Genomic DNA, 15,573 nt, shown 5'->3' on the forward strand with positions numbered 1-15,573 from the left:
CTTCCTCATCTCCAGTAAAAGCATGAACTGGTTGGAAGAAGTCCCCATTTTTTTAAGTGATAACAAAAAATAACCATTTTGGATAGTCTAAACTGAGAAGGAGTGATAAGAAAACTATTCTTTTAATTTTCCAATTCCGTGTAGAATGTGCCCAATTCAAAATATGTAAATGAAATAGGTTAATTATGTCGGTTTCGACGATTACCCCTTGGGTGATAGGTAACTGGAAAATGAATCCGGTGCAGGCAGATGCATTGAGCTTGGTGCGTGGTATTAAGAATTTGCTGGAAACTGCGCCAATTGCCGAAGATCAATGTCATTTAGGTGTGGCACCGATTGCCATTGCCTTAAGCCAGATTCAGGCAGAGCTGTCATCTGCGGTTCGTCCGATTTATACCGTAGCACAAGATGTTTCACGTATTTCTGGAACAGGTCCCTACACTGGTGAAGTCAGTGCTGAATTGTTGGCCGATAGTCAAATTCACTATGTACTAGTGGGTCATTCTGAACGCCGTGAAATATTTGCGGAAAATGCTGATATTTTAAATGCGAAAATCAAGAATGCCTTAAGTGCCGGTTTGACCGTGATTTATTGCGTTGGTGAAAGCCTGGAACAACGTGAAGCAGGGCAGGCAGAAGCTGTAGTGCTACAACAGATTTGTGATATTGCTGCTGTGGTTGAAGCTGAGCAATGGAAAAATATCGTGATTGCCTATGAACCGATCTGGGCAATTGGAACTGGTAAAACTGCTTCTCCTGAAGATGCACAGGCCATGCATGCACAAATCCGTCAAGGTTTAAGCCAGATCACTGGTTATGGCGCGACGATGGCGATTTTATATGGTGGTAGTGTCAAGCCGGAAAATGCAGTAGAGTTAGCAGCCTGCCCAGATATCAACGGGGCATTGGTCGGTGGTGCATCACTCAATGCTGAGTCGTTCCATAAAATTGCTCATGCATTTGCAAATACACAATAATTAGGAGTTCAGCATGCAAACTTTTGTGCTGGTAGTACATATTATCTTAGCTGTTTTGATGATTGTCTTGATTTTGGTTCAGCATGGTAAAGGTGCAGATGCTGGTGCCTCTTTCGGTGGCGGTGGTGCAGCGACAGTATTCGGAGCATCGGGTTCGGGTAATTTCATGACCCGTTTGACTGCAATTTTTACTGCACTGTTTTTCGTAACCAGTCTGACTTTGGCGATTTTAGCCAAGCAACAAACCTCGAATGCCTATAGTTTGGGATCGGTTCAGTCTGCGCCGACCACACCTGTACAATCGAATGAAACTTCACCAACTGCACCAGAAACGACCGAATAGTTTTAATTAATCCTTTCTTTTTTTCAGTGATACGACTAGAATGCGTCACAGCTGCGGTGGTGGTGGAATTGGTAGACACGCTACCTTGAGGTGGTAGTGCTTTCGGGCGTGGGGGTTCAAGTCCCCCCTTCCGCACCAACTTATAATCCAGAAATTTAAGTTGGTGTATGCAGCTGAAAAAACTTCTGTTGATGCGGGATGGAGCAGTCTGGTAGCTCGTCGGGCTCATAACCCGAAGGTCGTTGGTTCAAATCCAGCTCCCGCTACCAATCAATCCTTTTTAAAGGCGCAAACTTTCAAGAGGCAGCTTAAACAGGTTTTAAGTTGAGAAAATTAATTTGCATGTTGTTGCGGGATGGAGCAGTCTGGTAGCTCGTCGGGCTCATAACCCGAAGGTCGTTGGTTCAAATCCAGCTCCCGCTACCAATCTTTTAAAGATGCAAACTTTAAAAGCAGTTTAAGTTTTTTAAACTGAATGTTATTTGTACGCTGATGCGGGATGGAGCAGTCTGGTAGCTCGTCGGGCTCATAACCCGAAGGTCGTTGGTTCAAATCCAGCTCCCGCTACCACTTTTTCAGCGACAGATGACAAATATGCAGAATGATGTGGTTTTGATTGAAAAGTTCTCATCTTTTGTATATAATTTTTGCACGTTGATGCGGGATGGAGCAGTCTGGTAGCTCGTCGGGCTCATAACCCGAAGGTCGTTGGTTCAAATCCAGCTCCCGCTACCAAGTTTCTAAAAAGAGGCTCACAACAAGGTGGGCCTTTTTGCACAGTGGGATTTGAAAAAATCTTAAATTGTGCATTAATTGGGGCGATTTACGCCCTTTTTTATTGGCTATCGTGTAGTGTCGACATTATTTGGTCAAATCTCCATGTTTCACTACTACTATAGTTTGTATTGGTTTGTAGTGGTCAAATAGATCATAAAATCGCACCAGATGACGAGAGTAAATGAAGCTATCAAATAAAACTCAAGCACTTCAGGACTTGATTGCACCAGCAGTTGAAGCCTGTAATGTAAACCTTTGGGGGATTGAATTCCTGCCACAGGGTAAATGTTCGTTATTACGTATCTACATCGACAAGCCAGTCGATGAGAGCGTTGCACCAGCAATCAATGAAGATGGTGAAGAAGAGCAGGGGCGTGGTATTGGCGTTCAGGATTGTGTGCGTGTCACGCAGCAAGTGGGTGCAATGCTGGATGTTCATGATCCGATCTCGGGTGAATATTCACTTGAAGTATCTTCGCCAGGCTGGGACCGTCCATTCTTCCAGCTCGAGCAGATGTCAGGCTATATCGGTCATACCGTAGCACTACGTTTGATCAGTGCGGTAGATAACCGTCGTAAATTCCAGGCCAAACTGGTTGCTGTCGATCTTGAAAATGAAATGATTCAGGTTGAAGTAGAAAAGCAACAGGTATTGGAGATCGACAGTCACAATATCGATAAAGCAAATTTGGTCTTCCAAGATTAATTTAATAAATAAAAATTTAACGAATAGGTGACGTATGGCACGTGAAATTCTGACCGTCGTTGAAACGGTTAGTAACGAAAAAGGTGTACCTCGTGAAGCGATCTTTGAAGCGCTTGAGCAAGCTTTAGTTGCTGCGACAAAGAAAAAATTCTACGAAGGAACACATTCGGAAGAAGCACGTTTACGTGTGGAAATCGATCGTAAAACAGGTGACTATCGTACTTTCCGTCAGTGGGAAGTGGTTGCAGACGAAGACCATGAAATGCCAGCTTGTCAGGATGCCATCTCTGATGTTGATCCGGCAAAATGGTCGATTGGCGACATTCGTGAGCTTGAAGTTGAATCGATTGACTTCGGTCGTATTGCAGCGCAAATTGCCAAGCAAGTGATCGTACAGAAGATCCGTGAAGCAGAACGTGCACTCGTAGCCGATGCTTACGAATCTAAAGTCGGCGAGCTGATCTACGGTGAAGTGAAAAAACAAACCAAAGACGGCTTTATCATTGACCTAGGTGACAATGCTGAAGCGTATCTTGCTCGCGAAGAAATGATTCCGAAAGAAATCCTTCGTCCGAAGCAACGCGTGAATGCGATTCTATTCAATGTCAACCGTGAAGGTCGTGGTGCGCAGTTACAACTGTCACGTGCTAAACCGGATATGCTGATTGCATTGATGAAGAAAGAAATCCCTGAGATTTCTGAAGAAATTATTGAAATTAAAGCGGCGGCTCGCCAACCAGGCGTTCGTGCTAAAATTGCAGTGAAAACCAATGACCACCGTATTGACCCGGTGGGTGCTTGTATTGGTATGCGTGGTACCCGTATTCAAGCTGTACAGCAAGAGCTCAATGGCGAGCGTATTGATGTGGTAGTTTGGTCGGATGATCCTGCGCAATATATCGCAAGTGCATTGGAACCAGCAGATGTATCGAGTATTGTCATCGATGAAGATGCACGTACTGCAGATATCATTTTCGCAACCAGCGATCAGTTGGCACGTGCGATTGGTTCACAAGGTCAGAACGTTCGTCTGGCATCTGAATTGACTGGCTACAAGCTGGACATGATGCTGGAAGAGGAATACTACGCCCGTCAACAAAACGAAGCGCAACAATATTTAGACATGTTTGTTACCCGTCTGGATATCGCGGAAGATTTGGCGATGGCATTGGTAGAAATGGGCTTCACCTCGCTTGAAGAAATTGCTTATGTTCCTGCAGAAACGTTTGATGAAATCGAACTGGATGCGGAACTGGTTGAACTACTGCAAAGCCGTGCGAAAGAAATTGCACTTGCTGATGCATTACAACAGCAAGAGAACATACAAGCGCCAAGTGAAGAACTTGTTGCAATGGAAGGCATGACAGTAGAGATCGCGCAAGCGCTAGCAGCTCGTGGTGTGGTAACAGTGGATGATTTAGCAGATCAGGCGACTGACGATATCGAAGATATTGAAGGTTTGGGTGCTGAGAAAGCAGGTCAACTCATTATGAAAGCGCGCGAATCATGGTTTAACTAGGAGGTAGTATATGACGGACAAGTCGATTAAAGAGTTAGCCCTCAATGTGGGTAGTCCAGTTGAGAAGCTCCTAGAGCAGGTTCGTGAGGCAGGTTTACCACAGCGTAAAGCTGACGATATTATTACCACCGAACAACAAGATAGCTTGATGAGCCATGTGAAAAAGTCACAGGGTTCAGAAAGCCAAGCAGGGCAAATCACGTTGAAACGTAAAACGACTAGTACGGCTAAAGTAGCCAGTACTTCAGGTAAGGCGAAAACGATTAATGTAGAAGTTCGCAAGAAGCATACATTTGTTAAGCCGGATCCAGAGCAGATCAAAGCAGAAGCATTGGCGAAAGCCAAGGCTGAGCAACAGGCCAAAGCTGCGCCTGAGCAGAATACAGCACAAGCTGCTTCTGCTGAAGCTCCAAAAACTGGCGTAAATAACGCGAATAAAGCTCTAGAAGCGATGCGTGCTGCTGCAAAGCAAACCAGCGACAAGCAAGAAGTTTCTAAAGCTGCAGTTGTGGTAAAACGCAAATCAACCAACAAGCCGATTGTGAAGCAAGTTGTTAAACCAACTGAAACCGCTGAACAGAAAAAGGCACGTGAAGCAGAAGCAGCAAAATTAAAAGCTGTTGAAGAAGCAGCACGTCGTAAAGCGGCTGAAGAAGCGCAGCAACGTACGCTTGAACAAATGCGTCAAATGGCGTCTAAGTACACCGCGGAAGATACTGCTGCAACGATTCGTGTTGTTGATGATTCTCCTCTGGCTGCCGGTCTTGTTGGTCAGGCATATGAAGACTCATTTGCGAAAGAAGACCGCGAAATCAAACGTGGTACGAATACGCCGAGCGCGCGTGCACCGAAAAAAGGTGGTCGTCGTGGTCAGGAAGAGCAAAGCTTCAGCAAACAGCCTAAGCGCGGTTTAAAAACCAGTCAAGGCAACAAGCACGGCTTCGAAAAACCTGTGAAAAAACAGGTTTACGATGTTGAAATCGGTGAAACGATTGTCGTTGCTGACTTAGCTGCGAAAATGGCAGTTAAGGTTCGTGAAGTGATTAAATCACTCATGAAAATGGGTGAATTGGTTACTCAGAACCAGGCGATTGATCAAGAAATTGCTGCACTTGTTGTGGAAGAAATGGGCCATAATCCGGTACTGGTTTCTGATACACAAGCTGAAGATAACTTGCTTGAAGCAGCTGAAGAAGCACGTGGTGCGCAATCTACGCGTGCGCCTGTTGTTACCATTATGGGTCACGTTGACCATGGTAAAACATCGCTGCTTGACCGTATTCGTCGTGCAAAAGTGGCTGCTGGCGAAGCGGGCGGTATCACACAGCATATCGGTGCTTACCATGTAACTACTGATAAAGGTATGATTACATTCCTTGATACTCCGGGACACGCAGCATTTACTGCAATGCGTTCACGTGGTGCGAAAGCAACAGATATCGTGGTTCTGGTTGTTGCAGCAGATGATGGTGTAATGCCACAAACTGCAGAAGCAATTGACCATGCACGTGCTGCAGGTACACCAATCATTGTTGCAATCAACAAGATGGATAAAGAATCTGCTGATCCAGATCGCGTATTGAATGAATTGACTGTGAAAGAAATCGTGCCAGAACAATGGGGTGGTGACGTTCCAGTGGCAATGGTTTCTGCACATACTGGTCAAGGCATTGATGAACTTCTTGATATTATTTCGATTCAAGCTGAACTTCTAGAGCTTAAGGCATCTGAAGAAGGTGCTGCACAAGGTGTCGTAATTGAAGCACGCGTAGATAACAGCCGTGGTGCAGTAACATCTATTCTGGTTCAAAACGGTACATTGAAAGTAGGTGATCTTGTTCTTGCCGGTTCATCTTATGGTCGCGTTCGTGCGATGACGGATGAAAATGGTCAGCGTATCAAATCTGCAGGTCCTTCGATTCCAGTGGAAATTCTGGGTCTTCCAGAAGCGCCAATGGCAGGTGACGAAGTTCTTGTGGTCAGCGATGAGAAGAAAGCACGTGAAGTTGCCGATGCGCGTATGGATCGTGAACGTCAAAAACGTCTTGAGCGTCAATCTGCAATGCGTCTTGAAAACATCATGGCGTCTATGGGCAAGAAAGATGTGCCTATCGTAAATGTTGTGTTGAAAACTGACGTACGCGGTACCTTGGAAGCCTTGCATGTAGCACTTGCTGAGCTTGCGACTGATGAAGTTAAAGTACGTATCATCGGTTCTGGTGTAGGTGCGATCACTGAGTCTGACGTGACACTGGCTGAATCTTCAGAAGCAGTTCTACTCGGCTTTAACGTACGTGCGGACAACGCTGCGCGTCAAAAAGCAGATGCAGACAGTATCGACATTCGTTACTACTCAATCATCTATCAATTGATTGATGATGTGAAAGCAGCAATGAGCGGTAAGCTTGCACCAGAACATCGTGAAACGATTCTGGGTGTTGCACAAGTACGTGAAGTATTCCACTCAAGTAAGTTTGGTGCGGCTGCGGGCTGTATGGTACTTGAAGGCGTATTGCATCGTAACAAACCGATTCGCGTATTACGTGATGATGTGGTTGTGTTCCAGGGCGAGCTTGAATCTCTTCGTCGCTACAAAGAAGTGGTTGAAGAAGTTCGTGCCGGTATGGAATGTGGTCTTGCGGTGAAAGGCTATAAAGACATCAAAGCACTTGATAAGATCGAAGTGTACGATGTTCAACTGATTAAACGGAGTCTTTAATGGCGGGTAGTCAACGTCTGAAGCGTATGGCGGATACAGTACAACGCGAGTTGTCAGAACTGATCCGTCAGGAGCTGAAAGATCCACGCTTAGGTGGTCTCGTGACCATCTCTGCGGTGAAGGTGAGCCCAGACCTGGGATATGCGGAAGTTTATGTCACTGTGATGGGACGTGAACTTGGCGATGAGCAAAGCCAAGAAGCCAATAAAGAAACTTTGGATGTGTTGAACAAAGCATCTGGTTTCTTGCGCCATGAGCTGAGTCGTCGTATCAAAACCCGTATTACGCCTCGTCTACGTTTCCATTATGATAAGACCAATGCATATGGTAACTATATGTTTGGTCTGATCGCTGAAGCAGTGAAGGACTTACCTGAAGCTGAAGCAAAAAAAGATGATGAATAAGTCTTAGGACTAAAAAAGCTACCTTCGGGTGGCTTTTTTTATCTCTAGATTTTTTTAGATTTAAAAGAACTTGAATTGCTTGCTCAATTAATCGAAATCATCATTACGATTGATTTTCTTTTCATAAAAGGTACGACGGCGTGAGCGCTGCCAAGGCAGAGGGCGTTCCAGCGTTTCCGGAACCTCGCCACTCAAAGAGCGTAAACGCAAATGTAATGCAGCCTGTGCCATCAGATTGGCAGATACCGGTGCGGTAATGAAGGCGAACAGGGTGATGAGCACTTCAGCAAAACCGAAACGGCCATATATGGCCGAGAACAGAATTGAGGCCATCAAAAAGCTGCCCAGGCCCAAAGTACTGGATTTGGTCGGGGCGTGCAGACGCATAAACAGATCGGGCAGACGGACCATACCGATCCCGCCGACCAACATAAAGAAAGCACCAATCAATAAAAAAATCGACACCAGTATTTCTAAAATTAAGGACATTTAAAAACTCCTAGTCGATCACATGGCCAGTGGTGAAATAACGTGCCAAGGCTGTAGTCGAAACAAAGCCAAGCATCGCAACCAGTAAGGCCCCTTCAAACAGGAAGCTGCTACTCCAGTAAATCCCTAAAATGACAATCAGACAGGTGGCATTCAGGAACAGGGTGTCGAGTGCCAACAGACGATCCACGATAGAAGGGCCAGTGATGAGTCGGATCAGGCAGAGTAACATCGAGACAGTGATAGCACCTAGGCAAATCATTAATGCATAAGGCAGAATAGTCATGCTTTTTCTCCTGTCTGTGCGCTGAAAATTTCAATCAGAGGCTGTTCGTAGCGCTGTTTGATTGTTTCGATTTCTGCTGCTTCATCCTCTGTGCTTAAGGCATGAACCAGAATATCACCACGATCCTGATCAATGCCTGCAGATACTGTACCGGGCGTTGTGGTAATGATCATTGCCAGCAAGGCATTGACTTCCTCATGCTCGGTTTCCAAAGGCACGCGAAACCATTTTGGATGCAGGTTCTTGGTTGGACCAAGTACCAGTTTTGCGACTTTAATATTGGCTACTACAATATCCCAAACCACGACAAAGAAAAGGCGCACGGCAGGAGCCCACTGGATATTCGGGGTATAGTCAATAAAAGGTGCAACCATTTTCGGAATGACAATCGCCAGAACCAGCGCGAAAAGCAATGTTCCAGCTTCCAGATTATGTGCCAGTAGAATCCAGCTTAGCCCAACGATCACAGAAACTAGCGGATGCGGGAACCAACGTTGCAGGAATGATACAGCCATTAAGGTCCCTCCACCGGTTTAAGTTGATTATCATCATATCTGTTTTGTTCAACATACTGCTGATCAATCTGGCGTTGCTTGAATTCAGAAATATTTTCACCTTCCAGAGTGGCTTCCGAAATCGTATAAGGAACCAGATGTGCATTCGGATCGACTGTCTCACCACCGTACTTGGTTTCAGGTAAATAGCTTGGATCAAAAGGTTGCACACTAATAAACTGGCCTTCTGCATCGCGTTTTAACAAGGCAGCTTCATAAACCGGATTATTTTTAATCTGTTCCGCAGTCTGATAATTATATTGATAGATCGGTCCGGCAAACACCACATAGGCAGTCAGGCCAGCAAGCAATAGATAGATTACACGATCATTACGTGCCGGTGCCTTACTTGGTAAAGCTTCATATTTGTGAAAATCTTCAGAATTAAGGTCATCCTCAGGTCTGGTCGAACGCCAGAACAGCACGAAACCAACCCTGGTAAAGGCCAGAATACTGAGGAAGCTTACCAATAAAATGGTCAGGATAATAATCATCTGATAGTCTGAATTGGCAGAAGCCTGCAAAATAAAGACTTTACCGAAGAAACCACTAAACGGTGGCAGGCCTGCCATCATCAAGGCAATGATGAAATAGACAATCGAAACCAGCTTGTTCTGTTTCATCAGTGGCGCGATTTTAAAATGATCCTTAAATTCGCCGCGCTGTGAGGTAATCCAGCCTGACAGGATATAAAAGGCTGCGCCAATCAGGGTACTGTGCACCATATAATACAATGCACCGGCCCAGGCTGCAGTCGTATTCATACCGATTGCTACCAGAATTGTTCCGACTGAAGACAGCACCATAAAGCCGATAAAACGGCGCAGACGTTCTGTGCCGATTGCACAAATCACGCCATAAACCGACGTAATCAGACCAATCACCAGCAGGCAATTCATCAGAATCTGGTGGCTGTATTCATCATCAAAAACAGTTCCATTAATCCGTAAAATTGCATACACCCCGACTTTGGTCATAATGGTAAAGAGTGCTGCCACAGGTGTGGTGGCTACGGCATAGGTTTTGGGTAACCAGAAGCCGAGCGGTAACATCGCTGCTTTAATTCCAAACACGACAAACAGCATTAATCCACCAGCAACCGCCAGCTTGTGCTGATCTTCAGCGAGGGTAGGCATCAAGCGGGCCACATCTGCCATATTCAGACTGCCGACACTGCCATAAATCATCCCGAGTCCAATCAGGAACAGGGCAGAAGCAAACAGGTTGATGGTGACGTAATGGATTCCCAGCTGGAAACGGGCCTTGCCTTGTCCATGTAGCAGTAGTACATAGGATGCCATCAACAATATTTCAAAAAACACGAACAGGTTAAACAGGTCACCGGTCAGGAAGGCACCGGTCAAACCCATGAGCAGGAAATGCACCATGGCATGGAAATAACGCCCACGCATATCCCATTCTTTACTGGCATACCAGAGCACCGGCACTGCAAGGGCATAGGTCAAAACCAGCATCATCGCAGAGAGCTGATCGAGAACCAGTACAATACCAAAAGGTGCGACCCATTCGCCCAGCGTATAAACATTGATCTGACCCTGACTACTGTCTACTAAATAGCTGACAGCAATGATCAGGCCCAAGATACTCGAGACATAGCTGATACCCCGACGCCAGGGCTGACGCCAGTCCGTCGCCAGAGAGCCTGAACCCGGGTTGCCTAAAAGAACCAGGACAAAAGCGGTAAAGGCCGGTAAAAGAATACTGAAAATAGGGGTATGTTGATTCCAGAAATTGAGAAGATCAGTCATTAAGGCTCATCCTCGCGCGGGTCAAGATTTGGTATTTCTTCTTTGGAGTCAACGTGGTCTGTTCCTGATTCGTAGCGGCTACGCAATGCCAGTTGGACAATAAAGGCAGTGGTGGCAAAGCCAATCACGATGGCTGTCAGCACCAGTGCCTGAGGAAGGGGATCGGTCACTTTCGAGGCTTCAGTCAATACTGCAGGCGAATTCATCTGAATTCGGCCCATGGCAAATAAAAACAGGTTGACTGCATAACCAATCATGGCGAGACCCAACACCACCGGGAAGGTACGGGCACGCAGGATCAGATAAATGCCTGTGGCTGTCAGCAGGCCAATCGCAGAGGCTAATAAAAATTCTAAACTGATCATTCTATTATCCTCTTGGTACGGGGCCAGTCATGCTTGAGTGACGTGAATCGCCCAAGACCGAAATCATCAGCATGGTCGCACCGACAACAGTGACATAGACGCCGACATCAAACAGTGCAGCCGAAGCCAGATGCATTTCTCCAATGATGGGCGGAGAGACATAAATATGTGCACTGGTCAGGAATGGACGTGACCAGAACCAGGCCGCGATTCCGGTCAACCCTGCAATCGTTAAGCCGATCCCGATCCAGATTTCATACAGGCGACCGGATTTGGCGCCAAGCAACTGTTCGGTTTTGTCCTGTCCCACTGCAATATATTGAATAATAAGTGCCAGTGAAGTCACTAGTCCGGCAATAAAACCACCGCCCGGCAGGTTATGGCCACGCAAAAAGATATACAGGCTGACCACCAGCGCGACCGGCAAAATCCAGGATGCGGTAATACGCAACATCAGCGGGGATGGGTTAAAACGATAGGTCAGGCCCTGAGTCATGGTGGTACCATGCGCACGCATGCCATCCATCAGGCTCAGAACACCAATCGCCGCAATGCCGAGTACAGTAATTTCGCCGAAGGTATCGAAACCACGGAAATCGACCAGAATCACATTCACCACATTGGTGCCGCCGCCCAGAGGAATGGACTGTTGCAGGAAGAACCATGAAATGGAATTGTGATCACGGGTCATGATCAGCCAGGCAATTGCCGCAATCCCGAGACCGCCGCCCAAGGCAATAATGGCATCACGCCAGCGACGGGTCGGACTCGATTCATACGGTGTTAACTGAGGCAGTAAAGATAAACTCATCAGGAGCAGAACCGTGGTGACCACATCGACCGTAATCTGGGTCAATGCCAGATCGGGCGCTGAGAAGCCGATAAAGACCATGGTGACGACCAGGCCGACTGCACCGCTAATGAGTACCGCTTTAATCCGCTCATGATGGAACCACAACAGCATCCAGCAGGAAGAGAACAGCAGTAACCACAGGATAATCGCCAGGGCAGGAGCATGGGTCAGCTCGCGCGTACCTGTACCCACCGCATTGCTGAGTAATGGGAGCCCCACCAGCCCGACGGTAAAAATTACAATCCACAATAAATAGCTTTGTAATTTGCCATTTTCAGTGGAACGGCGGAAACGACGTGAATTCAGCAGCAAATTTTTCAAAAATAGATCGAACAGCACCCGGCCCTGTAAGCGACCCAGTTTTGGATCCAAGTCGATTTCACGTAAGACGCCACCTTTGGCGAGAGAAAAGTAAAAGATTGTTCCGCCGAGCAGAGAAATCACACTCATCAGAAGGGGCAGGTTGAAACCATGCCAAAGCGCCAGATGAGTGCCTTCAAAGGCAAAATTCTGGGTGGTGGCTTGAGTAGTGCTGTTGACAATTTTTTCCACCAGAAGAGCCGGTAATAGACCGACTAAAATACATAAAATTGCTAACAAAGTGGCCGGTGCGCGCATACCAAAGGCAGGTTCATGTGCATCTTTATTCGGGACCTGCTTGCCTAGCGGACCATCGAAAAAGACTCCATGCACCAGTCGAATGGAATAAGCCACCGCAAAAATCCCGGCCAGTGTCGCGACAATAGCAGAGCCGACCATAAGTGGACCACTTAAACTGGCGACCAGTTCGGTAAAGAACATTTCCTTAGACAGGAAACCATTGGTCAACGGTACACCCGCCATGGATGCTGCCGTGATCATGGTCAGCGTGGCGGTAAATGGCAGTAATTGCCATAGGCCAGACAGTTTACGTAAGTCACGAGTCCCGGATTCATGATCGATGATGCCGGCAATCATAAACAGTGCCGCTTTAAAGGTGGCATGGTTAATAATATGGAAAATCGCTGCTGCAACAGCCAATGGTGAACCAATCCCGAGCAGACACATGATCAGACCTAAATGGCTGATGGTGGAATAGGCGAGCAAGCCTTTCAGGTCTTCCTTAAAAATGGCAAAGAAGGCGGCCATGCACAGGGTAAACAGACCAACAAAGGTCACAATATTATGAAACAGTGCAGCACCGGCAAAGATCGGGAGCAAACGTGCGACCAGGAATAAACCGGCTTTGACCATGGTGGCCGAGTGCAAATAGGCAGAGACCGGTGTCGGTGCAGCCATGGCATTGGGCAACCAGAAGTGAAACGGGAACTGCGCACTTTTGGTAAAGGCGCCGAGTAAAATCAGCAACAAGGTTGGAACAAATAAATGATGCGACTGAATCTGTTCAGTCATCATCAGGATTTGGTCAAGCTGATAAGTGCCGGTGATTTGACCGAGCAGGACAAAACCGCCCAGCATCGCCAGACCACCCATTCCGGTAATGGTCAGAGCCATACGCGAACCACGTTGCGCCGCTTCGTAATTGCTCCAGTAACCTACCAGCAAGAAGGATGAAATACTGGTCAGTTCCCAGAAAACCAATAAGATAATCAGGTTATTCGACAATGAAATTCCGAGCATCGCCGCCATAAACAGCATCAGCAGGAGATACAGTTTGCTCAGTGAATTTTTTGGATTGAGATAATAATAGGCATAAATATAAATCAGGGTGCCAATTCCGCTGATCAGCAAGGCAAACAGCAATCCCAGAGAATCCAGGCGAAAACTGAAATCAATGCCGAGCTGGGGCAGCCAGGACCAGGTCTGGGTCATCACTGCACCATCAAAGATGGCAGGCGCCTGACTCAATAATAATAAGAAACTGCTGAGGCTGACACCAATTGCCCCTAAAGCCGTTACCCCGCGCGAAAATTGCTTCAGCCACGAGACAAGGGTTGTGCCTAATACTAACGGTAACAATATAATAATCGGCAGCACACTCGTATCCATTGTCATGATTTAGGTTTTGACCAACCTAAGGTGAATCTTTATCTTTCAAGGACTACAGGACCACAAGGAGCGACCCAAACTTCTCAACCTTGAAAGCCAAAAGAATATTCAAAAAGAATATAAAACAGTTGTATTGCGCAACTTATAAACGATAGCAAATTCCGATTTTACAATGAAATTCGCAAATAAAACCGATCATATTACAGGATAACAACAACATCAACGTTTTTATATAGAACTTATAAATTATACGCCGGCTCGGTTTTAACAGGCGCTGCATGCTTAAACAGATCATCTAGAAGTGACCGAAAATTAAGATTAAATTGCAGGCATTGATTGTAAATTTGACTCAAAACAGTTCAATCCTAGCAAAACAGAATGCTGGAAAGGCTTCCTTGTTTACTCAAACAGTCGCTCTTATTTTTTTGAATCTGTTTAGAGCGACTGAGGTAGCGTCGGATGATGCTCCTGAGCAAGTAAAGCGAGCAATTCTTGTTGCTGTTCCGGATTGAGCTGTTCCCGGATCATTTGCAATACTGCAAGCAGTGTGACGGGTTCGGTGACCGTTTCCAATAAAGTATCTTCGGAAGATAGGTCTTTATTTCGCTGCAATTCCAGCTCTGCGTAGATCTGATCAAACTGGGTTTTCATACTTTCAAGATGAATGGGGTGCAGCTGTTTATTTTCCAGTTTCAGACATTGAAAGCCTTGCGCCTGTTCTAGTAATTCAGGCCGGTTGCCGGTTGCAATAATCTGCAAGTTAGGAAAAGCCTGATGCAGGCGTGACAGGATTACTGCTGCCATCTCCTGATCCAGTTGATGATCAATCGCATCAATCAGTAAAACACCTGTACCTTCCTGACATGGAAATAAACTATTGGGATTCAATAGACAAAGACGCCGCACAATATCACCCACCAGCGCAATCCAGTTGCGGATACTGTTGGGCAGTTGCTGGAAGCTAAAGGTCTGTTGCTGATAGGTTACCATCAGTTGCAGCTTGGGCTGGTATTTTAAATAAATCTGGCTGACTTCTGGCAGGATCAGTGACAACGCCTGTTTTAAAGCGGCGAGATTTGGTGCATGCAGATGTGCCTGGGCTTTCTCGATCTGCCGGGCCAGTTCATCTCCGCGAATATCCTCTGGCTGCTGTAAGGCACGCGCCAAAATCTGATCCATAAGCTTAGCACTTTGCGCATTTTCAATATCACTGATTTCACGAAACCATTCAAAAAAACGGGCAAAGGTGGTGAAAGGAATCGCAGTGATTTCATAAGCATGTGCGGACTGGAGAATGGCCGGGTTATTTTTGTTGAGCAGATTGACTTCATTGGTAAAACGTTCAGCAGGATAATAGGCAATCAGGGGCAAGCCGAGCAGGGGATCGTGCAAGCGGGCTTTCTGATACAAGCTGAGCACACTTTCAAGCTGTGAGGTTTCTGCTTTGCTAAAACCCAGCCCCTGACTGTTTAAAGTCTTGTAGATTTGCCATGAACAGCTTTGTAGGTTCGCAGGCTCAGACTGACTGGATTCTGGCAAGCTGCCCATCTCTTCAGGAAAACCAATCTGGATATCGATTTTGGATTGCAGCCGGTTTTGCATGATGTCCTGATCTTGCATCACCAGACCCGCAGCACGGCTATCACGATAACGGGCTGCAAACCAGGTCAATGCCTGATAGCTAAAACGTAAAAGCGTAGTTTTGCCAGTTCCCTGATTGCCCAGAATCAAGGTAACCGGGCATTGCGGATAATTAAACTGAAGCTGAATGTCGAAAAAATGCAGGGTATGTTTCAGTTGAAGCGCTTGGATGTGCATAGATC

The 15,573-nt window shown here is 46.4% G+C and carries 13 protein-coding genes and 5 tRNA genes; 11 read left to right on the top strand and 7 right to left on the bottom strand.

From position 1 onward, the window contains the following. The first annotated feature begins 185 nt into the window (after positions 1–185). The 11 genes from tpiA (at position 186) to F995_RS01095 (ending at position 7,445) form a co-directional block, all read left to right on the top strand. A complete protein-coding gene (gene tpiA, locus F995_RS01045; RefSeq protein WP_004281100.1) occupies positions 186–977 on the top strand; it encodes a triose-phosphate isomerase in 792 nt (263 codons plus the stop codon). A gap of 13 nt (positions 978–990) precedes the next feature. Next, on the top strand, positions 991–1,320 hold the full coding sequence (gene secG, locus F995_RS01050; RefSeq protein WP_004281101.1) for a preprotein translocase subunit SecG: 330 nt from the start codon (positions 991–993) through the stop codon (positions 1,318–1,320). 53 nt (positions 1,321–1,373) lie between these two features. Further along, positions 1,374–1,458 (top strand) — tRNA-Leu (locus tag F995_RS01055). 54 nt (positions 1,459–1,512) lie between these two features. After that, positions 1,513–1,589, top strand: a tRNA-Met gene (locus F995_RS01060). 80 nt (positions 1,590–1,669) lie between these two features. After that, positions 1,670–1,746: transfer RNA gene (locus F995_RS01065), tRNA-Met, on the top strand. Positions 1,747–1,813: 67 nt separating this feature from the next. Beyond that, a tRNA-Met gene (locus F995_RS01070) sits at positions 1,814–1,890 on the top strand. A gap of 88 nt (positions 1,891–1,978) precedes the next feature. Then, positions 1,979–2,055, top strand: a tRNA-Met gene (locus tag F995_RS01075). A 223-nt stretch (positions 2,056–2,278) separates the two neighbouring features. After that, positions 2,279–2,803: a ribosome maturation factor RimP gene (gene rimP / locus F995_RS01080; protein ID WP_004281103.1), complete on the top strand. Its 525-nt coding sequence runs from the start codon at positions 2,279–2,281 to the stop codon at positions 2,801–2,803. 34 nt (positions 2,804–2,837) lie between these two features. Next, complete coding sequence (nusA, locus tag F995_RS01085) at positions 2,838–4,322, top strand: transcription termination factor NusA (protein ID WP_004281105.1); 1,485 nt, start codon at positions 2,838–2,840, stop codon at positions 4,320–4,322. 10 nt (positions 4,323–4,332) lie between these two features. Beyond that, on the top strand, positions 4,333–7,041 hold the full coding sequence (gene infB / locus F995_RS01090; RefSeq protein WP_004281106.1) for a translation initiation factor IF-2: 2,709 nt from the start codon (positions 4,333–4,335) through the stop codon (positions 7,039–7,041). After that, the gene (locus tag F995_RS01095) at positions 7,041–7,445 is read left to right on the top strand and encodes a ribosome-binding factor A (RefSeq protein ID WP_004281108.1); all 405 of its coding nucleotides are present in this window, start codon (positions 7,041–7,043) and stop codon (positions 7,443–7,445) included. The genes infB and F995_RS01095 overlap by 1 nt, the downstream gene beginning before the upstream one ends. Before the next feature lie 87 nt (positions 7,446–7,532). Here F995_RS01095 and F995_RS01100 read toward each other — a convergent pair whose 3' ends face one another. The 7 genes from F995_RS01100 to F995_RS01130 form a co-directional block, all read right to left on the bottom strand. Next, the gene (locus F995_RS01100; RefSeq protein ID WP_004281110.1) at positions 7,533–7,934 is read right to left on the bottom strand and encodes a Na+/H+ antiporter subunit G; all 402 of its coding nucleotides are present in this window, start codon (positions 7,932–7,934) and stop codon (positions 7,533–7,535) included. Between the two features lie 10 nt (positions 7,935–7,944). After that, the gene (locus F995_RS01105; RefSeq protein WP_004281111.1) at positions 7,945–8,220 is read right to left on the bottom strand and encodes a monovalent cation/H+ antiporter subunit F; all 276 of its coding nucleotides are present in this window, start codon (positions 8,218–8,220) and stop codon (positions 7,945–7,947) included. Then, positions 8,217–8,735 carry a Na+/H+ antiporter subunit E gene (locus F995_RS01110; RefSeq protein WP_004281112.1) on the bottom strand — a complete coding sequence of 173 codons (519 nt, stop codon included), beginning with the start codon at positions 8,733–8,735 and terminating at the stop codon, positions 8,217–8,219. The genes F995_RS01105 and F995_RS01110 overlap by 4 nt, the downstream gene beginning before the upstream one ends. Beyond that, complete coding sequence (locus F995_RS01115; protein WP_004281113.1) at positions 8,735–10,543, bottom strand: monovalent cation/H+ antiporter subunit D; 1,809 nt, start codon at positions 10,541–10,543, stop codon at positions 8,735–8,737. The genes F995_RS01110 and F995_RS01115 overlap by 1 nt, the downstream gene beginning before the upstream one ends. After that, positions 10,543–10,908 carry a Na+/H+ antiporter subunit C gene (locus F995_RS01120; RefSeq protein WP_004281114.1) on the bottom strand — a complete coding sequence of 122 codons (366 nt, stop codon included), beginning with the start codon at positions 10,906–10,908 and terminating at the stop codon, positions 10,543–10,545. Before F995_RS01120 ends, F995_RS01115 begins: the two co-directional genes overlap by 1 nt. Before the next feature lie 4 nt (positions 10,909–10,912). Then, positions 10,913–13,750, bottom strand: coding sequence for a monovalent cation/H+ antiporter subunit A (locus tag F995_RS01125; RefSeq protein ID WP_004281115.1), 2,838 nt, complete (start codon positions 13,748–13,750; stop codon positions 10,913–10,915). A gap of 435 nt (positions 13,751–14,185) precedes the next feature. After that, positions 14,186–15,568, bottom strand: a complete 1,383-nt coding sequence (locus F995_RS01130) for an ATP-binding protein (RefSeq protein WP_004644930.1) — start codon at positions 15,566–15,568, stop codon at positions 14,186–14,188. Positions 15,569–15,573 lie beyond the last annotated feature (5 nt).

The organism is Acinetobacter sp. CIP A162 (assembly GCF_000367905.1).
Lineage (GTDB): Bacteria > Pseudomonadota > Gammaproteobacteria > Pseudomonadales > Moraxellaceae > Acinetobacter > Acinetobacter lwoffii.